18 protein-coding genes are annotated in these 22,302 nt (G+C 64.4%); 2 read left to right on the top strand and 16 right to left on the bottom strand.

Annotated features, from left to right (window positions below):
- Window positions 1-220: 220 nt before the first annotated feature.
- Together RBS12_RS00345 and RBS12_RS00340 are read right to left on the bottom strand one after the other, a co-directional pair.
- Window positions 221-1,369 carry a hypothetical protein gene (locus RBS12_RS00345; RefSeq protein WP_307964062.1) on the bottom strand — a complete coding sequence of 383 codons (1,149 nt, stop codon included), beginning with the start codon at window positions 1,367-1,369 and terminating at the stop codon, window positions 221-223.
- Window positions 1,370-1,521: 152 nt separating this feature from the next.
- Window positions 1,522-1,671 carry a hypothetical protein gene (locus tag RBS12_RS00340; protein WP_307964061.1) on the bottom strand — a complete coding sequence of 50 codons (150 nt, stop codon included), beginning with the start codon at window positions 1,669-1,671 and terminating at the stop codon, window positions 1,522-1,524.
- Window positions 1,672-2,329: 658 nt separating this feature from the next.
- Here RBS12_RS00340 and RBS12_RS00335 point away from each other — a divergent pair.
- Both RBS12_RS00335 and RBS12_RS00330 read left to right on the top strand, forming a co-directional pair.
- A complete protein-coding gene (locus RBS12_RS00335; protein WP_307964060.1) occupies window positions 2,330-2,473 on the top strand; it encodes a hypothetical protein in 144 nt (47 codons plus the stop codon).
- Window positions 2,474-2,481: 8 nt separating this feature from the next.
- Window positions 2,482-5,271: a DUF4365 domain-containing protein gene (locus RBS12_RS00330; RefSeq protein ID WP_307964496.1), complete on the top strand. Its 2,790-nt coding sequence runs from the start codon at window positions 2,482-2,484 to the stop codon at window positions 5,269-5,271.
- A 446-nt stretch (window positions 5,272-5,717) separates the two neighbouring features.
- Here RBS12_RS00330 and RBS12_RS00325 read toward each other — a convergent pair whose 3' ends face one another.
- From RBS12_RS00325 to RBS12_RS00260, 14 genes are all read right to left on the bottom strand, one after another.
- Window positions 5,718-6,659 carry a hypothetical protein gene (locus tag RBS12_RS00325; RefSeq protein WP_307964059.1) on the bottom strand — a complete coding sequence of 314 codons (942 nt, stop codon included), beginning with the start codon at window positions 6,657-6,659 and terminating at the stop codon, window positions 5,718-5,720.
- Window positions 6,660-7,029: 370 nt separating this feature from the next.
- Window positions 7,030-7,569 carry a trypsin-like peptidase domain-containing protein gene (locus RBS12_RS00320; RefSeq protein ID WP_307964058.1) on the bottom strand — a complete coding sequence of 180 codons (540 nt, stop codon included), beginning with the start codon at window positions 7,567-7,569 and terminating at the stop codon, window positions 7,030-7,032.
- Between the two features lie 511 nt (window positions 7,570-8,080).
- Window positions 8,081-8,776, bottom strand: coding sequence for a hypothetical protein (locus tag RBS12_RS00315; RefSeq protein WP_307964057.1), 696 nt, complete (start codon window positions 8,774-8,776; stop codon window positions 8,081-8,083).
- Between the two features lie 326 nt (window positions 8,777-9,102).
- A complete protein-coding gene (gene mobF, locus RBS12_RS00310) occupies window positions 9,103-12,153 on the bottom strand; it encodes a MobF family relaxase (protein WP_307964056.1) in 3,051 nt (1,016 codons plus the stop codon).
- Between the two features lie 903 nt (window positions 12,154-13,056).
- The gene (locus tag RBS12_RS00305; protein ID WP_307964055.1) at window positions 13,057-13,896 is read right to left on the bottom strand and encodes a GSU2403 family nucleotidyltransferase fold protein; all 840 of its coding nucleotides are present in this window, start codon (window positions 13,894-13,896) and stop codon (window positions 13,057-13,059) included.
- Window positions 13,877-14,920: a hypothetical protein gene (locus tag RBS12_RS00300; RefSeq protein WP_307964054.1), complete on the bottom strand. Its 1,044-nt coding sequence runs from the start codon at window positions 14,918-14,920 to the stop codon at window positions 13,877-13,879. The genes RBS12_RS00305 and RBS12_RS00300 overlap by 20 nt, the downstream gene beginning before the upstream one ends.
- Before the next feature lie 442 nt (window positions 14,921-15,362).
- Window positions 15,363-16,835 (bottom strand): ThiF family adenylyltransferase, encoded by a 1,473-nt coding sequence (locus RBS12_RS00295; RefSeq protein WP_307964053.1) that lies wholly within the window; start codon window positions 16,833-16,835, stop codon window positions 15,363-15,365.
- On the bottom strand, window positions 16,832-17,182 hold the full coding sequence (locus tag RBS12_RS00290) for a hypothetical protein (RefSeq protein WP_307964052.1): 351 nt from the start codon (window positions 17,180-17,182) through the stop codon (window positions 16,832-16,834). Before RBS12_RS00290 ends, RBS12_RS00295 begins: the two co-directional genes overlap by 4 nt.
- Window positions 17,183-17,192: 10 nt before the next feature.
- The gene (locus tag RBS12_RS00285; RefSeq protein ID WP_307964051.1) at window positions 17,193-17,420 is read right to left on the bottom strand and encodes a hypothetical protein; all 228 of its coding nucleotides are present in this window, start codon (window positions 17,418-17,420) and stop codon (window positions 17,193-17,195) included.
- An 84-nt stretch (window positions 17,421-17,504) separates the two neighbouring features.
- Window positions 17,505-18,536: an ImmA/IrrE family metallo-endopeptidase gene (locus tag RBS12_RS00280; RefSeq protein ID WP_307964050.1), complete on the bottom strand. Its 1,032-nt coding sequence runs from the start codon at window positions 18,534-18,536 to the stop codon at window positions 17,505-17,507.
- On the bottom strand, window positions 18,523-19,203 hold the full coding sequence (locus RBS12_RS00275; RefSeq protein ID WP_307964049.1) for a hypothetical protein: 681 nt from the start codon (window positions 19,201-19,203) through the stop codon (window positions 18,523-18,525). Before RBS12_RS00275 ends, RBS12_RS00280 begins: the two co-directional genes overlap by 14 nt.
- Window positions 19,200-19,793, bottom strand: a complete 594-nt coding sequence (locus RBS12_RS00270; protein WP_307964048.1) for a sigma-70 family RNA polymerase sigma factor — start codon at window positions 19,791-19,793, stop codon at window positions 19,200-19,202. The genes RBS12_RS00275 and RBS12_RS00270 overlap by 4 nt, the downstream gene beginning before the upstream one ends.
- A 551-nt stretch (window positions 19,794-20,344) precedes the next feature.
- Window positions 20,345-20,401 carry a hypothetical protein gene (locus RBS12_RS20195; RefSeq protein ID WP_373886458.1) on the bottom strand — a complete coding sequence of 19 codons (57 nt, stop codon included), beginning with the start codon at window positions 20,399-20,401 and terminating at the stop codon, window positions 20,345-20,347.
- Window positions 20,402-21,118: 717 nt separating this feature from the next.
- A complete protein-coding gene (locus RBS12_RS00260; protein WP_307964046.1) occupies window positions 21,119-22,300 on the bottom strand; it encodes a tyrosine-type recombinase/integrase in 1,182 nt (393 codons plus the stop codon).
- Window positions 22,301-22,302: the final 2 nt, after the last annotated feature.

Below are 22,302 nucleotides of genomic sequence, written 5' to 3'. Positions count from 1 at the left end.
GCTTCGGTCTGTTAATTTCCTTTGGCAATCCTGAACAGTTTGGGCTACAGGCCGCCAGTACTGGTCTGGTCGGAGGTGCAACGGGCATCGTCGCTTCACAGTTTTCGAACCGCCGCTCGTTTTCGATACAATTCGACAACGCTATAGCCCGTTCAGCGGAGAGAGAGCGAGACGGCAGAGAGAATCAGCTAAGTCCGCCCCTAAGACGTTCGGCATGCGACTAGGCAGATGTCCCCGAATCATCCGCGGCGTTATCACTTGGTTTTCCTCTTCCCGATTTTAGAGCGTCCATGAGCTGGATCATCGCGAGATAGTTCCAGAATATCCAATCGAGAAATTCTTCGCCATATTCGGTCTTTTGCTTAGTGTTGTGGCGGATGTTGAAGTTGTTGGCGATATTGAAGATATCGCTTTCATCTCCCTTGGAGACCAGTTGTCCAATGGCCTTGCGTCTAGGCTCTAGATCGCGGGCGAGGAGCGCAAGCGCCGCCCTTTTGTCCGTGGTCGTTGCCCCGCGGGCGCGAAACATTCGAATCGCATGTACGACCTCGTCTTTGGGGTTTTCATGACGAACAGATAGCTGCCCGGACAGGACGGAGTCTAGATCGCCCCCAAAGTACCGAACCAACCGACCCCGCTCGTCGCCCTGTATGCCGAGCCGATATGGAACGCCGTGAGCCTCCAAGATGCCGTTAACCCTCCATCGGTAAACGGCACCGCCGGAGTCTCGATTGAAATCGGAGTAGTGGTAACCGCAGTCATTGAAGCTGTGATATGAGGCTGTGCGAGGCCGCTGCGATTGGTCATGGAAATATTCGATGAGCGAGTACAGCACCGATTCGGGCAAAGAGTTTGCCGAGTCGGGAGTAAGTGGCCATTCAACCCGCAGGTGTGTAGCTCTCTGTATCTCAGCGGTTACTCTTTCGGGGTCCGGCCAAGACGAATGGGCGTCTACGCAAGGAACAGGGAGGATGCGGGGAAGGTAGCCTTCGGCTGAATGTTTGTCGATCAGGGCGACCCAATCCTCTGCCATTGTCGAAACGCGACCATGCGACATATTTTCATCAAGTTTATCGTGCCGTTCCGCCCAGTACTTCGGATGATTATACTGTACGAGCTTATTAGGATCGGCAATGAGATCTTCGAGCCACTTCTTGATCACCAGGACGTTAAGTGCATTTGCCCACTCCGCCGGAGCTGTGAACTTTTCATCAAAATACTCCACCATTTGAACATCTTCGAAGGCTTCTTCTACGAGGTGGCGTACCATATCGGGCCAGTCTGAGCCTGCGGAGATCTGCAACAGGCGCCGAGCCTCCCAGACGAAAAGGCCGGTGGGCCATGAGAGGGAGAAATCTGGGTCGATCACAGTGCCAGCCTATTCCGTCCTTCAGAATTAATCGGCGTCGCAGCCCTAACCTAGAATGACACTAGCAGACGGTGGGACCAGCTGTTGCTTCCGAAGTCAACTGCCCAGACGCGAGCATGCGCATTTCCCGAATTCACAGGCCTTCCCTAATATCACGCATTGGCGCTCCCGGCGAGCCCATGGACGTTCCTCACACCGTGCTCCTGCGCCCGCTTGTCCGCGGATGCCTCCCAGCCCAGGAACCGCTGGACGAGGCCGAGCTTGAACTCGAATGAATACGGTCGATTCTCGGGCTGTCTCACCAGCGCTCCTCTGCCATGGATCCGCCACCGCGGGTACAGCATCCTGACCGGCCAGCGGCTCACCTCCAGCGTCGACGCCGCGGCCCATCCGCCAAACCCCGCCCGAACAGGGCAAAGGACGCCTCGCGCTGCTCAGCAGACAACGAACTCATCCGATGCATAGGAACTGCTCCCCTGGTGATGGAACTGATTTTCTCAGTCCAACTCCAAGGGAGCAGTTCAGAGCGGGGCCCCTTCGCATGTCGCGCCTAAGGCCGGCCTCGCCTCCGGTCCTTGTCCTGTCGTGTCCCGTGCGCGCCGGGCTGGGTGGTCTGAGGCACTGTCGGCGGCGTGATGGATACGCTCGGGACGAGAAAGCTCCACCAGCCGCCGAATCCCGCTCCTGCTCAGTCTCGATGCAGGGGCCGCCTCCTCAAGCCAGCGCGACCGTGCCGGCCCGCCGAGCAGGGTCGCGCCGTCCTTCTCTTGGAGGTCTTGAAGATGGCCGCGAACGGCGGTCAGCCGGTCACTGCAGCCACACGAATGCGCTCGGTGGCGCTTGCGGTCAGATGCGCGAGCCCCTGCAGGCAGTGAATGCGGTCACGGCGAACGAAGTCTGCGCCACCCCGTCTAAGCTAACTTCCGCGGTACCCACCATGACTGCGGACAGAATGGAAAGATGATCAACGCCGCCCATGTGAACCAGCCCCTGTTCGCTTTCCAACGTTATGAGGACAATGGGCTGTCATACACCAACATCTCCTCACCCAAAGAGCTCCAGCGGTTTGGGTTGTACGACACGTTCGTCGCGATGGTGGCGTAGTGGACTCGATGCGGCAGCCGCCCTCTGTGCAGCTTGGGGAGTTTGGGGAGGACCAAGCGGTCGCCTTTTTCAGCGGAATCGGTTGGGGTCCGCTCAAGACCCACAAGCATGATCTCGGCACCGATCTCTTCATTCAGCTCCGCGCTGACGACCTCACGGATCTGAGGATGCTCCTCGGTGCACAGGTGAAGACCGGGCCGACTTCCTTTCGCGAGCCTGGCGTCGTAGAAGGGCGGAGTGGCTGGTGGTTCCGCGAGTCCGACAAGAAGCATGCTGAGTACTGGATCAACCACCACGTCCCGCACCTCCTTATTCTGCAGAGCACGGACATGACGAGGCGTGTCTGGACCGTGCTCGATCCCAAGACGATCGAGGACACCGGCGATGGGATCAAAGTCTTCGTGCCCGCCGATCAAGTGCTCGACGCCAGCTGGAAGCCACGCTGGATCGAGCTCGTGACCGAGGCCCGAAAGCTTCTCTCCTTCGAGGGAGCGAGGTGGACTTTCTCGGTAACGCAGGTCCCGGAGACCAGCTGGGCGCGATACGGCCTCCTTACGCCACGGTTGGTCGCGCCTCACCGCAACAAGGGCTACTCATCGGACATCAACTGGGCAGAGGCGGTCGGGACCAGCGCCGCCGGCGACCCAGATCAGTGGCCGTACTTCGCGCAGCAGCGTCCCGACGTCCCGAGCGTTGAAGAGGCATTCGTCGGCAATGACCCAGGCTGGCGATTCGCAGCAGCCGTCCACAAGTGGGTCCTCGGGGATGCCCCTGCTCTAGTATCCGTTGACGCACACGACTTCCCTCGATCGCTGCAGGTCGCACTCGCAATTTGCACGGCAACGGCCGCAATCGACCGCTACGACCTCCTCAAGGCTGCCGAGACACTAACCGCAGCCCAAGACGCTGATGAAGTCTCGGCGGACCAGGTGTGGCTGGGCGTACACCTTGCCCACGTGCGACGACTCCAGGGCAACCTCGCAGAGGCCAAGTCGATTCTCGAAGCATGCCTGGTCACCGCGGCCGCGCTCACACTGGACTTGACCACCTCTGCCCTACGCGCTGCATGCATCCTCGGTCTTTTCGACCTGTCGCCCGTACTCTCCGGTGACGTGGCCGCGGCCGTCACGGCGGCCGATAATTCTGCCTCCTGGTGGAGAACGCATTCGGCTGCCCACGGACTTGAAGTGGACGCGGAGAAGCGCTTCAAGAAGTGGGCCGGTGACACTGCGATCATGATCGCCGGGACCGAGTCCGCCCACAACGACCTCTTCTCAGCAGCTTTGACCGCACGCCTAGCCGGTGATTTCGGCAGCTGGCGAGGCTATATGGGCCTGCTGGCTCAAACCGACTTGGTCACGCCTCCCGATGGCGACGCGGATGTCCACACAAGCCTCGAATCGCTCCGCCAGATCGGCGATACCGATGCGCTCAAGCTCGCGCTCCAGAAGGTTCGTGCCGACGGGCCCGTCAGCGAGCTTTCGGCACTCGCGAACATCGCGACACCTGATCATGCAACTTCGCTCTCCATCCATGCCGACCTCGAACTGCTCGCGCAGGCAGGCGATCACTTCACCGAAGACCAGGCAAGACCCTGGCTCGACCTGCTCCTGCAGACTCTCTCGGCTCCCCAAGAGTTCTATGAACACTTCGCGCTGCGCTACCAAGCCCATCACAAGGTGCTGGCCGCGATCCGAGGGCTCAGACGACACCTCACGGACGCTGAGCAAGCAGCCGTCATCGAGTTCGCAACAGTCCTTCCCGACGAGGCCGATCAGTTGCTAGAAAGTCCTCTCACGAGACTGCTGCATTCGTTCAGCCCCGATGTCCTTGATGCCGAGCTCGCCGCCTTCGACACGGAAGACGAGCCGATCACTTGGCAGCGGAAGTTGTTCCGCGATGTGCTTGCCCCCCGCTCCACCCGCGCCCGAAAGGTTGTGCGCGCTGCCCTGCTGCACGGCGATCTCACCGCTCTCAGCGGCGCGAACGACGTCACCCAAATCGCCGCCGATGAGGCATCGGTGCTCCTCGACCGCTGCGACACGGTCCTGGAGAGCTACAAGCTGCCGACAAACGGCATCTCGATCGGCGAACAGGACTACTACCGTCTCGCAACGGTTCTCGCTCTCAACGGGCCAGCCGAGGCCCGTGAAAGAGCATGGGCCACAACGATCGGCGCGCTCACCGCAGTTGTCGACGTTCCCGAGCGGATGTTCGATGCTCTGAAGATCGTCGCAGGACACTACGGCCAGGTCCCCATGGCCTATCGTGAGGAATTGGTTGCGGCTGCTCGGCGACTCCGCGAGGCGCCGCCGAGCAAGTACGTGGACGGCATGTCGGGCCTCAAATCCATTGCTGCGCCTGCCACCGAACTGCTGCTTGAACTGGACCCGCAGGCGGAAGACTGGAACGACTTGCTGGCGGCGCTGCTCGTTGGTGACAGAGACTCAAAGCGGGCCGCTTGCGACCTGATGGCTCGAAGGTCCGGCTATGAGGTAACGATCTTGGCGCTCACCATGGATGGCGAGAAGGAGGTTGCGGCGCGAGCAGCACGCGGACTTGCCCAGCGAGTCGCGTCCGATCCGACAATCTCACAGGCATTCGTCAACGAGTTGGCCCGTATCTCGGCAGCTGGTGGAGAGAGCATCCCCTTTGCGGTACTTTCTGGAGTCTCGACAGGTGAAGACCTGAACGACGGTGTCAGCAACATCCTGAAAGCTCTGGCTCATCACGCTTCACCCGCGGTCCGCGAAAAGACGGGCCAGCTCATCTTGGAACGAGGATGGGGTGGCGCCTGACGATCGCCCGGGGCTTCACGCATCCTTGCATCAAGTTCGCTCCGCGCGGAGTGCGGGGTTGCGTGTCGTTTCTGCGTGGCCACAGACGCGGGATGGACGCAGTCTAGAGAAAGGTTCCTTTGAGCGAACGGCCGGTGCACCTCCGCACTGCTCTAAACGCCCGTATGGGAGTAGACAACGCGTCTCAGCAATGAGTCTCACTTGGACTCTCGCAGGTTCTGGGAATACGGACGTTTGATGAGACGGCCGAGTAGTGGCAGGTGATGTCGCTTCTGACGCACGCACGGCGCCTGAGGCCCATAAGGAAGGCCTACCGGACACTCCTAACGCTCCGATGGGGTCCCTCAGCGGAGGCTCGGACATCCCCAACCGATTCAAGCCAGCAATCAGCACCTATGCTCTGAGGGTGGTGGCTAGCGAGGCGCGCACTGCCGCTGGCTCGACAATCACGGTTGGCCGCCCTTCAGCTCCAGGTAGTCAAGGAGGCGCATCATCGCGCGGATCGCTTCCAGGGCGTCCGGCTGTTCGACTCTCGTGCCGCCCTCATGGACGGCGATATTGCGCCTCGCAAAAAGGGTGGCGCCGGCTGTCGAAACATTCTGGGGCGCCCCATCGAGACGACGCTTCACATCCGCACCACCCCCGCCGCAGGCCATCTCGACCGCGAGACGGGCGGAGAGTACAGCCTCGCGGTATCGGCCACCCTCGAAATGCGTCATTGCCGTGCGTGAGTGCGCCGCGGCCGCAGACTCCTCTTTTAGAACCCGGAACGCGTCCCGGTACGCGGTATCCGGTGTCGGGCCGAGCAGGTATGTGAGTTGGGCGTCGTCTTCGAAGAGGACCACGTCGTACGAGTCCACGGCAGTCCCGCCAGACACCAGCACGTAGTCGTGGTATCCGTCCTTCTCGTAGAGGTTCGGCATGAGCTTGTACGCGCCAGTGAAGCGAGGGCTGGCAAGGAACTTGGTCAAGTGGTCCTTGTTCTTGCCGTACATCTCGACCTTGCGGCCGGTAACCTTCTGGCGGAGTCGGAGGCCGAGACTATCGTTCTCGCCGGGGTACTCCTCGACGTAGCACCAGACGGAGACAGGCGGAGAGACGATGCCCGCGGTCAGGATGTTGACCGTCACGGAGAACTTGTCATCGAGCCACACCGTGATCTCTTGCGCGTTCTGCGTAACGATCGGTGCGACGATGGCGACGTGCTCCTTACGGTTCCGAGGCTCAATAAGCCCGCCGCCGTGGGAATAACAGTCCTGAAGCAGATTCGACATCGGCGCGAACGGCTGAAGCATCGATTGGTTAGTGAGAACCCGCACCGTCCGTCGGGTCAATTTCTCGCGAAGGCGGAGGTCAGGCATCCCGTCGGGGCGTTCGAAGCGCTCCACGTAACACTTGATCCTGCCGGAACTCTGCGCGCTGCGGGCCGTGACTTGTGCTGCGTGCGCCGCGCGGCGTGCTTTCGAACTCGGCGAGCTCATTCTGACGTCCTCTCGCTCACGTTCAACCGACCAATTCAACTATTAGCGGTTCCATGCCCGCACGACGGCACGAGTTGCCTGTAAGGCGGTGCTTTTGCGGGCCTGACAACGTCTTATTACTCGAAGGAAAGCCGGTCAGTCTGCATGTGCTGCAGGATCTCACGAATCACAACTGGCCACCACACCCGCCCGAGATCCAGGTCGTCACGGACCCGCCCCGCATAGATCCCTGCGAGCGTCCATCCACCGCCGACCGACTTGCGGTGCCCATCGATCCCTAGACGAGAATCTGCGGCGACGACGAGCCGGACTGTCCCGGCCTGCTGCGCGCATCGACCAAGTAGACAGGATCATCCTCAAATCCATGTGGTGGCTCAGATGCAACTGTCGCGCGAGTCCAAATTGCCGTGCTGGGGTTTACCTTGAACGGATAGCCCACAATACTGAGCTCGGCGCCAGGACTGAGCTCGCGAGGATCCAGTGCGTCTTCAAGCGAATATGCGTAGACACTGGAAGGTTCTTTGCCGATAGGCAAGGCGATAACGTCCGTCCCTCCCTTCATTGGAGGCGCATATGGATGCACTAGCCATCGGGCTTTCCGCGTATGTGTGTCGTACAGGTTGAGGCGTTGGAGCGTCCAATACAGATCTCCGCCGAGAAGGAAAGGGAAACTCACCTCGAGGTACTCGGGAAGGGAGGAAGATCCCCCATTATTTTCGCCCGTGACGGGTTTCCTGCAGGTCACCACATGCCAGTTGGTGATCAGATATAGCTGCTCTTCATGGCGGACCAGGAATCCGGTTCCTTGATCCAGCATCACGGGCACCCATCGGGGCCCACCGGCAGCCTGTAGACGAGAAGTGGCAGTGACATCACGGACGGTGGCAGCTCACGGCCAAGAAGAGGCATCCTTCACGATATCGAAGAATCCTGCACCTGCTCCCACGCCCCGCTCGTGATAGCGCCAAGCGGTTCATCAATGGCGTGATGTAAGCAATCACGACCAGAGCCTACAGGCCTAGCTGGAGCCCACTTAACAGTTCCTCCATTTGCGTCCGCCCGTAAGGCGACCCCTCACCGTGTGTGCGGACCCCTCGCCGGCGGCGCACGAATGCGGCCCGGCGTGATGTGCGTAAGACCCGCACGATGAGATGCACGGTGAGGGGACGGCACTTCCTTGCTGACCCGGTCCATCAGCTGGGAGAGATCTCATCAAACGCCTTTGATTAGATCTTCCTCCGCCACAGAGAACCAGCTCCACACGCGGTGCGGCCCAAACCGCGCGGGGCCCTCGCACCCGCCGGGAGTTCGGCTAACGGGCCCGTCACTCACGCGTAGTCGCCGTAGCTCCCCATCTCCTCCGCATACTCGGCGCGCATCTCCGCCTCGAACTCAGCGCGCATCTCCGCCTCGAACTCGCGCCGTTCGACGAGGAAATCTTCCTGCGCCTCGCCGTAGGCCCCAAGCACATCAATTCCGGCAGACACCATGTTGTAGGTCTCCTCAAGGCATTTGCCGAGTGCGTGGAAGTCGATAAAGTCCTGCGTGTCCGGAAGCCCGCCTGAGTAGCGGAAGGTCTGGCCCTTCGGATCCGCCTCGATTAGCCATGAGAGAGTGCGGCGTGTGTCGGTCGGCATTTCGGGCAGGTCGAGATGGGCGAAATGCCCAGCCAACTCTGTAGCCATATCCCTCAGACTGTGCGTTCTCATGAGCCATCCCCGAAGTCTCTGGGGATCGAGTGATGCATCCTGTTCGCCGTTCACCCGCCTGAGTTTTGCTGCGTACTTGATCTGTTGTTTCAGTGACAGTTCAACCGCGTGGCGCCATAGGTACATGAACGGCATCAGGATCGCGTCATCAATCGGCTGTCCCTGGAATGACGCAGCGAGCCGCCTTGCTGCCTCGACATACCCGAATTCGACGTCAGATTCGTCTTGATATGGATACCGCACGATGAGGCTCTCGCGATCTCCGCTGGCGAACACTTTGAAGAGATGCGGGCTTTGCTGTGGTTTGTTCCCCATGAATGAAGCATAGGGCTGGCGGCGGCGCGGGTAGCCGAAGGCACGGCAGCAACTGCCTGGAGCGGGGGAAGGTACACCGGGCACCTGCTCCACGGCGTCATCCCAAAGGTCAGCCTGACCCTGAACTCTCCAGACATGGTTTCTTTATGTGAGGTTTATATAAGGATCGCTCCTGCCGTCGGACCAGCGCACCCAGCGGGACTCTTCGTCCGCCGAGGATCTGCCCGAGGACCTCGTCCGGGCGTCTACCGGCGGTCCGTGGAGATACTTCGCGAGCTGGAGCGGTCGGGGACCCGGCTTCGCCCACCTCACATTCGCTGCCTCATTCAAAGACTCGGGCCGCGGGCCTCCCGGCCAGATGCACGCCCTCGTGTCATCAGGCTCTCAGCGTCGGCCTGGTGAGCCTTGCGGGCTGCGACCTTCTGCGCCTCGGCTGCATGGGTGCGCTCGATGCGAGCTACGGCGTCGCGCGGGGTGAGCGACCTGAGCGCCTCGGCCTCTGTTCGCGCGTCTTCTGCGGCCTTTGTCCACCGCCGAACTTCGCGGTCAGGGTTAGCGCGTTCGTAGCGCGCGGCTGCCCGGCGGACCTGCTCGACGCCGAATACACGGGCCATGGCGGCCAATCTTTCCTCCCTGAGAGATAGTGTCGGGCGGCGTGTACCCGTGGAGGCGAGAAGGTCGGCAACGTAGCCCCACTGTGTCGCCGTACGCTCGGCGGCCTCGGCGCGGGTGGTGAGCGCGGCGATTTCGTCTCGTACCCGCCTGGCTGGGCCGTCGTCGACGAGCCCGCGGATCGCCTCTGCCGCGCGGTCCGAGGCGACGGCGAGGCCGCGGTCGGCGCGGTCGCGTTCCATCGCGGAGACGAACTGTTCCCGCGCATCGGCGGGGTTCTCGGCGACGACGTGAAGCAGGTTCGCCTGGCGGCCGCGGGTCATGCCGACGTATACGGCCGCCGCGCTCGTCTGGTCGGCGAGCAGCGTGTGCGACGCCGCGACGGTCCTGCCCTGGACGCCGTAGGCGGTCGCCGCGTAGGAGAGGTGCGCGTGATCTGCCACATAGGCGATGGGGAGGTGGGCACTGGCGTTGCGTTTTCGCCCCGTGCCGGTCTCGCGCACCCACAGTGATCCGTCGGCGTCGACCTGCTGCACGGTCCAGGTCTGCCGGTTGGCGACGCCGAGCCGGGTGTCGTTGTGTCGGGTCTGGATCAGGTCGCCCGATCCGATGCTCAGGCCGTCGCTGCCCGTGGCCGTGCGGGCGTCGTCGACGAGGCCCTGTTTGACTCGGCGGGCGCGGATCCTCTCGTTGAGTGCGGCGGCTTCCTCGATGGACGCGACGGTGATCACGACCCCCTCGCGGGCGGTGCCGGCGATGTGCGTCTGGGCTTCGTCCTCGCTCGCGTGGATTCGGACGAGGCCGAGTGCGGTGAGCTGATCGAACAGGGCGCCGGGGTCGCGGCCGTCGCGCATCGCGAGCGTGAGGTCCGCGTAGGCGGGATCGGTGAAGCGGTGGACGCTGGTCATCTGCCAGGTGCGGCCGCGGAGCTGGGCTGCCATGTCGAGCACTCCCCCGCGGCCGACTGCCGGCAGCTGCGCGCGGTCGCCGACGAGCGCGAGAGTCGCGTCTGATTCGGCGGCGAGGGTGAACAGGGCGAGCGCGGTGTCCTGGTCGAGCATCCCGGCCTCGTCGACGACGATCCGCTCGCCACGGCCGATCCGCGCGGCGGCGGGCGGGCCGACGTAGCTGCGTCCGGTCTCGGGGTCAATCGCGCCGCGGGCGAGGCGAGTCCAGACGCCGTCGTCGTTCCATCGCCAGCCGTGTGCGTGCACGAGGGCTGCAACCGAGTCCGCGGTCACGCCGAGTTCTTCGGCGGTGACCTGCGCGGCCTTCTTCGTCGGGGCGACGACGCGCACGGGGCGTCCTTCGCGTTCGGAGGTGGCGATTGCGGCGGCGAGCATCGTTGTCTTCCCGGCACCGGCGGCGCCCTCGATGACGACGAGCGGGTCCGTCGATGCAACTGCCGCGGCCGCTTCGCACTGGTCGGGGTCGAGGCCGTTGGCCTGGGCGAGGTCGCCGAGACGGGGACGCTCGTCCTCGGCGTCTGTGACGCGGGCGGCGAGGAGGTCGCGGAGCCTGGTCTCGGCTCCGATGACGTGGATGCTCGTGAGGTGTGCGACGTGCTCCGGTGCGGGTGCGCCGGGCGGGAGGAGCGAGAGGCAGTCTTCCAGGGCGAGTCGAGTCGCGAGCGCGACGAACTCCCGCAGCTCGTCGCCGGTTGCGCGCACGCCGTACTCGGTCACCAGGCCGGTGATGTGCTCGGTGAGGGTGTGCTTGGTCCAGGCGGAGGCGCGGGCGGCGCTGCGGTCGAGGGCGCGGGAGGCGATCTCCTCGATCGAGAGGTCGTCGAGCGCAGCCACCGTGGGCGTTGCCGGTTGCTTCAGGGTTGCGGGGTCGTATCCGGCCTGACGGAGTTCGGCGATCCACGCGGCCTCTTCAGCGAGGCTGGTCGGTTTCTTCGCGGGCCGCTCGTACGCCCACGCCTTCGCCTGCAACCGCGCGGTGACCACCGGCCCGGGTGTCTCTCCTGGGTGCGCGGCCTCCCATTCGGAGGTCAGGCTGGCGAGGTTCCGCTCCACTTGTGCGGCCCTCTTGCTCATCACCGTATTGAACGGCTGCAGTTCGGCGACCTCGCCGGTGACCGGGTCCAGTGTCAGCCCGTGCCGGGCGAGCACCTCGGCAAGCGCGGGATGAGCGGCGATCACGGCGGTGCCGAGCGCGCGGATTGCGCCCTGCTGCGCGAACAGTGCCGCGGTGTCGAGGGCCCGCCAGGCGCCGGCCGCGCGCACGCGCGTGCCGATCTGGAGGTGGATGTGCCGGTGCGGGTCCCCGGCGCGGCTCGTGCAGTGCGCGACGGCGACGGTGTGCAGTCCCTCCACCGGCACCACCTCCTGCGCGCCGCGCGGCCCGACCCTTGTCACCGAATGCCGGGCGAGCCATCGGCGGATCTCGGCGGCAGCGTCCTGCTGTGCGGCATCGAGCGCGGCCGACACCTCGGGATGCAGTGCCGCGGCGATGGATAGCGACTTCGGGGCGTTGACCACCATCTCCGCGAAGCGCGGCGATCCCAGACGGGCCTCGCCCGCCTGGCGCGGGATGCCCAGCTGTTCCCCGGTGATCGGGTGCGCCCAGTTGACCCACGCAGCGTATGCCTCCGGGACGAGGTCACCGACGGCATTAACCTCGCCGTGGCGGTCGAGCTGGACGAACTCGGCAACGGTCGCGTCGCCGAGGTAGTAGTCGTCGGCGCGCGACCGGTCGGATTCGACGTACCGGCGCGCGGCCGCGCCGTCCCCGCGGAACAGTGTCACGCCGCCCTTCATGCCCGTCTCCCTCACGTCTGTGAGAGACAGGTGCGCAGGACCTACCGGCGGTAGCATGCGTCCATTCAGAAGAGCTTGTTCGAAGGGGATAACCTGTTCGTCACGCGCTACGCGTCGGCGGGGGTGTGACACGATGCGCGTCGACGACGACATGGCAGGCCAGACTTGGGCCCCTTCGGCTGTTTCGGTTGAGTGATCCTTGCGTGCGTCTTCATCATGCGGGCCTACGCGCATAGTGCTCGCCACCGATCTCAACGATCCACACAACGTCAGGCGGCAGACGATGATGAGCTCGTTAACCGGCCGGCTATCAGGCAAGCTACACGAGAATCAGATCAACGACGTCATAGTCGTTGCAGCATGCACGTCGATCTAGATGACCCGGACTGCGCGTTGGTTTGGCCCAAGCATCTTTTCCTCTGGGAAGAGAGGCGGCTGCTTCGGCTTCAGGGCCCCCGTCGATGCATTCGAGCTCCTGCTGACAGAAGCGTTGGCCGGCCCAACTCTCGCGGAGAATTTCCGAAGGGAAGCACCGCCGGCCGATGCCGCGGGGGGGTAGATCTGGAAGGGATTGCGCGCAAATTAGCTGCGGAAGTGCCCTGGTATCCGGGCGGACCAGCGACAGCCTCCCGCGGCCGGGTATGGCCGTACATGGGCGGACAGAAGTCCAAGCTCGAGCCCCCTGGTAGGTGCACCTGGCCGGCCAGATGTAGGACGCGAGACAGGGTCCCGACGAGAAGCGCGCCCACACCATGGCGCATCGCCGAATTCGGCGTCACTCAGCCCCACCGTCGGCCGCCACGCCTCTGAGTCCGGGAGGCCATGAGACGGCGGGCGGACCGGGTCCTCAATGAAGGGCGCCGGCAGAAGCCGACGCCGGAGGAGGTCATGTCGCTTTGACGATCAGCGCCGACCGAGGCTCGTGAGAAGATCACCGGCGAGGATAGAGACTGCAACGGCGACCTCTTCAGGTTCACCAACGCCTTCCTCGGCTCGCCCGGCCATGGTGGACCCGAGCGCGTCGGCACTGTCGGCGAACAACACGGCGAGATGGTCGAGCGCCTCGCGAGTGACTTCTCGGCTGAGCTCGTTGTCCAGCAGCACGGTGAAGCCCGCTCGTAGCTTCTCGGTCTCGATCGCGCGGAGAAGCCGATAGGCGTCGTGAGCGTCTTTGTCGTTTAGTCGCGCTGGGTTGTTGGCTCGTTCGCCCAGTTTGTGCAACTTGGCGACAAGGAGGGCGGCTGGACCCGCGACGTTGACGGTGATGGTTCGCCCATCGGTTGGCTCGAGGGCACTGACGGCGATTTCGTCGTGGTCGATAAGGGTTGCCTCGAGGCCTCTGGCTCGCCGAGCGGCTTTCTTGTCGTGGGGTGGGATGCGCGCGCCACGGGTCTGGCTGCTGCCTGGTCCTGCGAGCTGTTCGGGAACCATGAGGTCAACAGGAATGCCGTCGGTGTTTACCCAAGCTCCCGGCTGTCCGGTGGCGGAGGGGAGGAAGCCCGCTTCACGCATGGCCGTCTCGATCCTCGGGTCATCCGTCAGGCGGCGCGGGTCGAGGGCGACGTCGCTGTCCTTGGTAGCTTCGGCGAGAGCGACGTCGATGCCGCCGGTTCGCAGGTAGACTGCTTGGGCGCCGATGACGATGACGGCATCGCGTTGCTCGGCGAGTGCATCAAGGGCATCGAGCAACGCCGTGCGGGCACGGACAAGGAGGTCAGTCGGGTCATCGCCAGGACTGCTCATTGCGTTCCATCCATTCCAGGAGTTCTTCTGCTTCGGATGGCGCACGCCCTGGTCCGGTCATGAGATCAACGGCCACCTGCGTGGGCGCGGCCACCTGAAGCCCGTCGAGTGCCGTCACAGTACGTTCGAGCACGACCGGATAGGCAGGCTTGGCGATCAGGACGTTGGCGCCTGATTCGGTGGGGCGCAAGCCCCATTCCTTGGCGGCGCGTTCGGCGGCACTGACGTAGACCATGGCCGAGCGCGCAGGCGCGTACGACTCCCAGACTGCGGCCCCGACGGAACCGGTCAGCGCGTAGCCGTCGATGTCAGAATTGCGCACCTGTTCGAGAAAGGCTGCCAAGCCGCGGGGGGCTATCCAGCGGGTGATCGTGTTGGTGTGGAGGAATTGATAGTCCTCGCTCCAGCGCCGAAGGAGAGACGACCAGTCCGGGACGCTGATCAGCCCGCCTTCGCGAGTTGCCAGGGCCTCGGTCTCTAGGAACTCGATCACCCGGTAGGCCGAACCTGTCGATGCCTTCGAGATGCGGACAAGGTCTCGAATCTTCCAGGGGCCCCTGAAGTCCAGGAGTGCCCGCACGACTTTGGCGGCCGGCTCGCCTTTGAGAGTGCCTCGAGGTCGCCCCGGGCCTCGCCAGGGGTCGTTGTCGGCGCCGCGGTCGGAAATGAAAAGGCTCGGCGCTTCTACCCGCACGAGAACATTGCCGGTCGCATCCGCGAAGGACAGTCCGGCCTCCGCCAGGCGTTGTCGCGTGGCCTTAGACAGATACCGGGCAACGACCACGCCAACGCTTCCCGGCTGTCGAGCAGTGAGATTCACTAGCTGCTCACGAATCGTCGCGACGTCTCGGACCTCGAGCAGGCGCTTGGCCTCGACGATCAGGATTGCCTCTTTCCCGTCCGGCGCACGAATCGAGAGTACCGCGTCAGCGCCGCGGTCACTGGGTCGCTGTCGGCCATTAGTCGATAGCGACCATGTGGAGGGCAGGCGGTCGCGTATCATTGCCACTCCCGCCGACAGCACGTCATCCTCAGTCCGAGGCGGCTCCGCACCAACTCTCATCATGTTCAGAGAATAGCCATGTTCCGTCGAGAATGGAATAGGTGGATTTTCTGAACATATGGGCCCGCCGGCCGCGGGTATCCGAGGCAGAGCCAGCAGCGGCGGCACGTCGCCCGGTTCGCCCGGTGGGATCGATCTGAGTCAGGCGATGTCCCGAACACGATTCCCATGATGCCGACGAGCAGGCCGAACAGCACGAGGGTGGTGCGTTGACGGACCACGTACAGAACGACAAGCTCCTCGGCCCTCAACGTTCCGCTTCGCCTACTTGGAGCCATACGCCGAGGCAGCTCGGGCCTGGCTGCACGATGAAGCAGAGCTAATCGACACCACACACATCACAGCGGACCAAGCCGCACCCAAATCGCAGATTCGGTGCTTGGTACTTGAGGCGTCTACGGCTTCAGTGACCAAATAGCCACCTGACCAGACCGATCAGGTAGCGGGTGGCTAGGCCGAACAGCGCCCCGGCGATTCCGTGGCCAGCGGGTGGTGATGTTGCCGAAGCCAGCGTCAGCGGAATCCGCTTGTCCCCCTGCGCTATGAGGTTCTCGTAGACACATGCAGGGTTGGTTGTGACTTTGACGTGCTCGAGCCGGTGGGTGGTCAGGCTGAATCGCAGGGGCCCGGGTTCACCGAACTTGGACGGTGAAGCGACTAGTGAGACGAACAGTGCCAGCTGCGAGGCCATAACCGAGGCCGACAGCATCGTGACATTCTGCTTGCCGGCTTCGCGGCGGCCGACTTCTTCGATGTACGTCGGATCGTCAAAGAGTCCGAGGCGGTCGCGGGAGACCTGGGCGGGATCGAGCTGGCCGTTGCATTGCAGGCAGGGGCGGCCTGGCCGAACGACGTGAGTCCGGAAGGTGGCGTTGCGCATCTCTCCGGTGTCGAAGGTGTCGATGCCGATTCCGCCGTCGATGACCGGAATGAGGTCGGTGTAGGCGATCTGGTTGAGGACGGCTCGAGGCCAGGGCCGGTCAACACAGGAGAAGATCACGTCGTAGTCGAGGGCTGCGCGTTGCCCTTCAAGATCGGTGACGCTGAGATGGTGGCGCTGGAACTGGAAGTCGGCTGAAGTTGACGCGCTGACGCAAGCGCGTTGGGCGACGTCGACCTTGGGGATCCGGAGCCTTGCGTCGCGTCGTGTAGCGGCGACGAGTCGGTCCCGGTTCACTTCCTCCACTTCGTCGAAGTCCATCACCCCCACCCTCTGGATCCCAGTCGCTGCCAGCCGGATGGCAACATCCATGCCCACACTCCCCGAACCGACTACCAGGACGCGCAGACGGGCGATGTCGGCGTGGGTGCGATCGCCCCAAGCAGAGACTGTGCGGAACTGGCTGGGCATTGCGGATGGCACCGGCACGAGTCGTTCGTTCCAGCTGACCTGGAGTCGGGCACCGACGATCCGCACGCTTTCGGCTGCAACGTGGTTTCCCTCAGCGCTCCACTGGCGCGCGGACCATTTCTCGTCGACGCCCGCAAGCGTCATCCCGATTAGCGGTAGTCCGGTGACCTGGGCGATCAGGTGCGCGTAGTACGCCTCTGCGGCGGCGTCGAGGTCGCTGAGGTCTTGCCAGCCTTTGCCATGGGGGTGGGAATGGAGGATCACGACTCCCAGACCGACGTTGCGGGCTTCCCGTGCGACCCTGAGGACGTATTTGCCGGTGATCGTTGCGTTGCCGTGAACCTCGCGCTCGCCCTCAAGGGGCAGGCAGGCTTCACGGATGAGCGCGGTCTCGCGGCGCGTGCCGGTCGAAGAGGCATACATGGCGAGACAGAGGTCCTCGTCGCCGTCCTCACGGATGAGGTGTCGCCTCAGAGTGTCGTGGGTTTCGTCGGTCATCGCGACCGACATGCGTCGGGCTTTCACGAGATGGCTCCTGCCATCACGCTACGCACATGGGAGAGCCAGGCCACAGCGTGATTGACCTCGTTGGCCCAGCCTTGGATGTCGCGCGAGTGGCCGAGCCAACCGGGGTGTGGGGAGGGCTGTGTGTTCGACCCGGGGATTGTGACTTCAGCTGGGATGTGCACCCAATGTGGGGGAGTTGCGGGCCACACCTGGGCTTCGGCTTCGGCGATCCCCGTTTCGACCATCTGGCCCGCACGGGCGCCGTGGGTTGGGATGACGGTGTAGGTGAGAAGCCCGTGACGGAGCACGGGCGTGGCTCCGAGTGCTTCGAGAGACTTCGTCAGGGCGTTGATCCCGTGCTCCATCACTGCCTCCTCAGGCCACCGGCGCGCTGGTGCGCACCGTGACATAGGCATCGCCCTGGAGGACGATCACCTGCTGGTCGTCCTTGTACGAGTCGCCTTCGCCGTGCAGCTTGGCCAGGTCGTACATCGCAGGGTCCAGGCCGGCGAGAGTGAGGATCGAACGGGCGGTCTGGTGCTTGTCGGTCACCGTGAGTTGGACGTTGTCGACCGTGAAGGTGATCATCTCGTCGTGAGCCATGTCTTTGTCTCCTTGCTGTTACCCGAGTCGCCGGGCCTGTCCCGGCGTCCTCTCAGCAGGTAGTCGAGATGGCGGCTCGAAGTGTTAGCGGCACTCCTCGCACAAACCGTTGACGAGGAGACTCGGCCGGAACATCAGGAAGCAATCGCCAGCACACATGACCAACTCGGCGTCCTCCCGGTCACAGCGGCACTTGCCGCAGTCGGGGCACGGCACTTCATCGCACTTCGGGCATGGGTAGCCACGGACTTTCCGGGTCTGCCCACAGCAGCGGACCTCTCGTTCTGGGCGTTGATCGAACTCGCGAGGTGCCGGCGGGTGGAACCTCTCCGCACCCCAGAGGTCAGTGTCCACCATCACGACTACCCAGCGGTCGCGAAACTCGACGGCGTCGAGGTAGAAATCGGCCCGTTCGCCCCAGGGCATCTCCCAGAAGCTGCGACGCCGGATGGCGCCCCCCGTTCGGATGCGCTGGAGGGGATGTCCCGCTGGGACGGCGTGGCCGGGCCATGGGTGGACCTTCGGCCATCCCCGCTCTGGATCAGGGCGAACGCTTGCGTAGCGCACTCTGGCCGCGTCGAGGTCCCCGTCGAGGTCAATGATCAGAACAGCACCGAGTCCAGGAAGTCTCGAAGCCAAGGCGATGGCACACGCCGGCAGGCTGGCGTTGCTGCGTCCATAGAGGTCGAGGACATGCCGGGCCTCCACGGGGGCACCGTGCAGGACGTCGTCAATGTCCGCTTGGAGAAGCAACAGGCGCTGGGCGATGCGGTCACAGATCGTCTCGAGTTCTTCGTTCGGCTCAGGCTGCTCGACCAGCCAGTCGTAGATGGCCGGATTCTGGTTGACCAGCCAATGGCCGAGTTCGTGTGCCAACGTGAAGTTCTCCCGTCGGCTCCGGGGAGTCGGGGCATAGAGGATCACTCCGTCCTGGAGGAAGGAGACCCCATCGCACGCCCCGCCATCGCCGCGCTGTTCGCTAAGGTGCTCGGCGAGCTGGACCTTCAGGCCAAAGGTGCCGCGGAGAACCGCTTTCGGATCGGCAGCGAATTGGGCGCGAACCTCGGCCGACAGTTCCGACAGCGCTGCCTCGACGCAATCCTCAAGCGTCTTCATCAGACTCTTGGCCTCCCTCAAGCGTGTCGACGAGAGACTCCAAGGAGGCAAGCATCTGCTCTGCATCGGGCATGTCCCCACGATGGACCGTGGCCAGCATTCGTTGCCTCAGAGCCGACTCCGCCATCTCAACTGAGATTCGCTGTACCTTGGCGAATCGTTGGACGAGGTCACGGAAAAGCTGAGTGGCCGAGACCTCCTTGGTGAGTCCGAGGAGGTTGGTTCGCGGCTGCTGGGGTCTCGAAACAAGACGCCCGGAATCTATGCGCACCTCCTCGGCGATGGCCTTGATCAGCGCCGGAGGAACGTCCGGGGCGGCACGTGTTTGCCACCGGAAGACATCCGATGCGTCGACCTTCCACCCCCGGGCAATCAGCCGGGCCGCAAGAGCCGTGGGCTTGACCCGGCTTGCCTGGCAGGCCCGAAAGAGCGCCTTGCCATCAAGCTGGACATTCGGATCTGGAACCACGCCCAGCAGCGCCGCTACGGGATCATCTTCCAAGGGCGGCGCACTGTGTGCCGCTTCCCAGACGAGGTCTCCGGCGGCAAGCAGCGGCAGGAGCTTCTCGCGCTGATCATCGTCGAAACGGGCGAGCATCTGCTCACGTTGCGGGCCCGGAGGTTCCTCCAACAGCTGTTCCACCAGCCGGTCGGTCTCCTCGCTCATAACTTCACCTCCTTGGCCTCCAAGAGGCTCCTAAATCTCGTTAATGCCTTCGACAAGATCTGTCTGACCCGCGAGCTCGACACCTCCAGCTCGTCAGCGACCTGCTGGGACGTTCTTTCCAGTCCTTTGCACTGCCAAAGCACATAGGCCGCCTGGGGATCCCAGGCGTCCAACTCCGCCATCACCTCACGCACTTTCTGAACGGTCTGTTGACGGTCGATCGCCTCGATGACCTCGAGTGCAAGGTCGTCCTCGACGTGGTCGCCTACAAGAGGGTCGCCCTCAATCGGGCTGCCCTCGGCAAGCACAGGCTGCTCGTGACGGTACCCGGAGGACCGCCAGAGGTCCCGAACCTTGTTCTGGACTGCGCGGACCAAGAATGACTCCCAGTTCCTGACGGATCCGGGCGGATTCTTGAGGATCGAGACCATAACCTCGCTGATTACGTCCTCAGCCCGGTGGTGTCGGTCGGTGCGCAGCATGGCGTGGGCGACGCCGTACATCGCGTCGCGATGTTTCAGGAATACCGCACCGATGTCCTGAGGGACGGTGGAAGTGGCCGCCGCTGACACCTCCTGTTGTGGCTCCATACTCATCCCCCTCCAAGCCGGGTCTCCACAGAACGAGGCTACCGTCCCGAGGGCTCATTCTGTGGGGTAGTCGAGACGAGAGGCTCACGCGTTAGTCGCGCGCTCTCTCGCGCTACTGACGATGCGCGTGATCCTGTAGTCGAAGGACTGAGCAGGTGGCAGGCCCCATGTCCCAAATACGAACGTTTTGGTGAAGCCGTGAGGTTGCGCCCGGTAGGAGTCATGCTCGTTCGAATCGTGAGGCGACGGCGTCGTCAGACCTTGGGATCTCGATCTGGCCTGCCGTCTCTTGGGCGAGCAGTTTGGCCAACCGTCGCGGCGATAGCGCCTGGCCCCCCGGGCGGAGAAGAAGCCGCCGTTCAGGGGGCCAATCAACCTCGCCGACGCGGAGTGTCCCCGCGATCACCGCATCCGCTGCATGGGTGCGCGCCTCCATCTGCTTGAGGATTGAGGACCGCGTCGATGAGCTTGGTGCAGTCGCGGGGGCCGACGAGGAGCGTCTCGACGTGCGGGAGGAGGAAGCCATCGGCCTTCAGCTCGGGCCGGCCCTCTCATCGCTTGGCGTCGATCCCCCAGACCCGCTGGGGGGCGATGGCGATGTGGTCGATGTTGGCCTTCGGGCCGGGAAGGCGTCGGTCGTGGAGGACGGCGATTCCCTAGTCGGCGAGGGAGTCGAGCCGGGCCCCGAGGCGTTCCTCGCCGATCGCGCCCTGCTCCAACGCCTTGGTGCTCTGCCGCTCGTCGGAGAGCGCCACGCCGAGGCCGCCGAACCGACCCCATTTCTCGCGCAGCCTCCGCTCGTCCTTGGCCTCGCGGCGCCCGTATTCGCGTCCAGCCGCGGATCCGGGAACCCCGGTGGGTGACGGGTCAGCTGAAGGCGGATCCCCGGGCGGAGCAGCTGTGTCGGATGAGGGCCTCGCTGCGAACCGAAGGAGGGCGTCGGTCGTGTGGCGGGCGGGGTCATCGATGGGAACAGGGCTCGCGCGGCCTCCCGGGACCGGGTACCGCGGGTCCGGCAGTCTGCTGCGGCGAAACGCAGCCCTGCCTGCGCTGGACGCGGCCACGGCATGGCCGCCCGACAAGGCTCATCCTTCAGGGACACGGTGGTGCCACGGTGGCGCCACCGTGTGACCTGCGAAAACGCTCCGAAACCCCGAAAGCCAGCGCGGCGCCCGCTCTGCCGGAGGAGTAATGACGACCGGGTCCTCTGCCGCCCGCTCCGGGAACCTGGCTCGGCCCGCAACGCTTCCATGCTACGACGACGCCAGTGTTCGTGCGAGATGCCGCGCCGCGGCCGGACCGCGTTATCCCCGCCTCCGGCCCGCTCACGGTGCGCCCTGCCTCGCGAAGGCGGCGTCGAGGATTGCCGCGGTGGCGGGGTTCACCATCTCGTTGCGGCGGATGTAGTGCTGGATGGTGATCTTCGGGTCCGTGTGGCCGAGCAGTTCGGCGGCGAGCTCGACCCCGGCGTGCTCGTTGATCGCGGTGGCCACCGTGCGCCGGAACTTGTGCGGCGTGACGCCGGAGAGCCCGGCGAGGTCCATGACGTGGCGTAGCTGCCGGCGGACGTTGTTGGTCGTGAGCGGGGTTCCCTCGCGGTAGCAGAACAGCAGCGCCTCGGGGTCGATCGTGCCGAGCTGGAGCAGGCGCCGTCTCACGGCGCTGGCGGTGAAGGACGGGATCTTCACGGTCCGACGCGACTTCGCCGTCTTCGGGTGGTCCTGCCGCACGGTCGGCTCGCCGCGGGGGCTGACGATCGTGCCGCAGATCCGGATCGACGGCACGGTCAGGTCGATGTCGCGGCGGCGGATCGCGAGCACCTCGCCGATCCGGGCGGAGGTGCCGAGCATGACTTCGACGATCGCGCCGAGCTGGCCGTCGGGCTTGGGGCCGGAGACCGGGCGGCCCGCCTCCCAGTAGGCGATCGCGGCGCGGATCGCGTCGACCTCCGCGGCTGAGAGCGCGTCGGGGACCTGCCCGGGGCGGTGCAGGCGGGCGACGTGGTCGACCGGGTTCCGTGGCAGGACCTCGTGGCGGACGGCCAGGGCGAGGGCGAGCCGCAGCACGACGCGGGCGTGCTTGGCCTTGGCGTAGGACTGCTTCGCGAGCTGCTTGAGGAACTGGTCGCAGCGGGCGACGCCGATCTCCCGGAGCGTGAGCCCGGCGAAGGCAGGGAGCACGAGGGTGCGCATGTCGCGCTCGTAGAGCTGCCGGGTCGCGGTCGCGAGCCGGCCCTCGAGGTCGATGTCCTCGAGCCAGTACGCGACCAGGTCGGGGAAGGGACTGTCGGGCGCGAGCGTACCGGCCGTCGGGGCGAGCAGGTTGCGTTCGGCACATTTGGCCTTCAGCGCTCGGGTCGCGGCCGCGGCGCTGGCGGCGCTGGCCTGCACGAGCCGCGCGACGCCGTCCCAGTCCCGATAGCGGGTGCGGGCCTCGACCAGGCCGCTCGGGCGGCGGCGGGTGGTGATCTCGCCGTAGGTGCCGATCGTCACGCGAGGGCGGCTCACCG

Origin of the sequence: Sinomonas sp. ASV322 (genome assembly GCF_030908245.1) — a bacterium.
Lineage (GTDB): Bacteria > Actinomycetota > Actinomycetes > Actinomycetales > Micrococcaceae > Sinomonas.
The sequence above is the reverse complement of the archived record's forward strand: the minus strand, read 5'-3'. Positions and strand labels throughout refer to the sequence as shown.

What these genes read in the sequence shown, in the direction of transcription:
- RBS12_RS00270 (WP_307964048.1), bottom strand. Translation starts at nt 19,793, where the DNA reads ATGGAGCCACAACAGGAGGTGTCAGCGGCGGCCACTTCCACCGTCCCT.
- RBS12_RS00330 (WP_307964496.1), top strand. Translation starts at nt 2,482, where the DNA reads ATGCGGCAGCCGCCCTCTGTGCAGCTTGGGGAGTTTGGGGAGGACCAA.
- RBS12_RS00335 (WP_307964060.1), top strand. Translation starts at nt 2,330, where the DNA reads ATGATCAACGCCGCCCATGTGAACCAGCCCCTGTTCGCTTTCCAACGT.
- RBS12_RS00275 (WP_307964049.1), bottom strand. Translation starts at nt 19,203, where the DNA reads ATGAGCGAGGAGACCGACCGGCTGGTGGAACAGCTGTTGGAGGAACCT.
- RBS12_RS00290 (WP_307964052.1), bottom strand. Translation starts at nt 17,182, where the DNA reads ATGGAGCACGGGATCAACGCCCTGACGAAGTCTCTCGAAGCACTCGGA.
- RBS12_RS00320 (WP_307964058.1), bottom strand. Translation starts at nt 7,569, where the DNA reads ATGCTGGATCAAGGAACCGGATTCCTGGTCCGCCATGAAGAGCAGCTA.
- mobF (WP_307964056.1), bottom strand. Translation starts at nt 12,153, where the DNA reads ATGAAGGGCGGCGTGACACTGTTCCGCGGGGACGGCGCGGCCGCGCGC.
- RBS12_RS00285 (WP_307964051.1), bottom strand. Translation starts at nt 17,420, where the DNA reads ATGGCTCACGACGAGATGATCACCTTCACGGTCGACAACGTCCAACTC.
- RBS12_RS00280 (WP_307964050.1), bottom strand. Translation starts at nt 18,536, where the DNA reads ATGAAGACGCTTGAGGATTGCGTCGAGGCAGCGCTGTCGGAACTGTCG.
- RBS12_RS00305 (WP_307964055.1), bottom strand. Translation starts at nt 13,896, where the DNA reads ATGAGCAGTCCTGGCGATGACCCGACTGACCTCCTTGTCCGTGCCCGC.
- RBS12_RS00315 (WP_307964057.1), bottom strand. Translation starts at nt 8,776, where the DNA reads ATGGGGAACAAACCACAGCAAAGCCCGCATCTCTTCAAAGTGTTCGCC.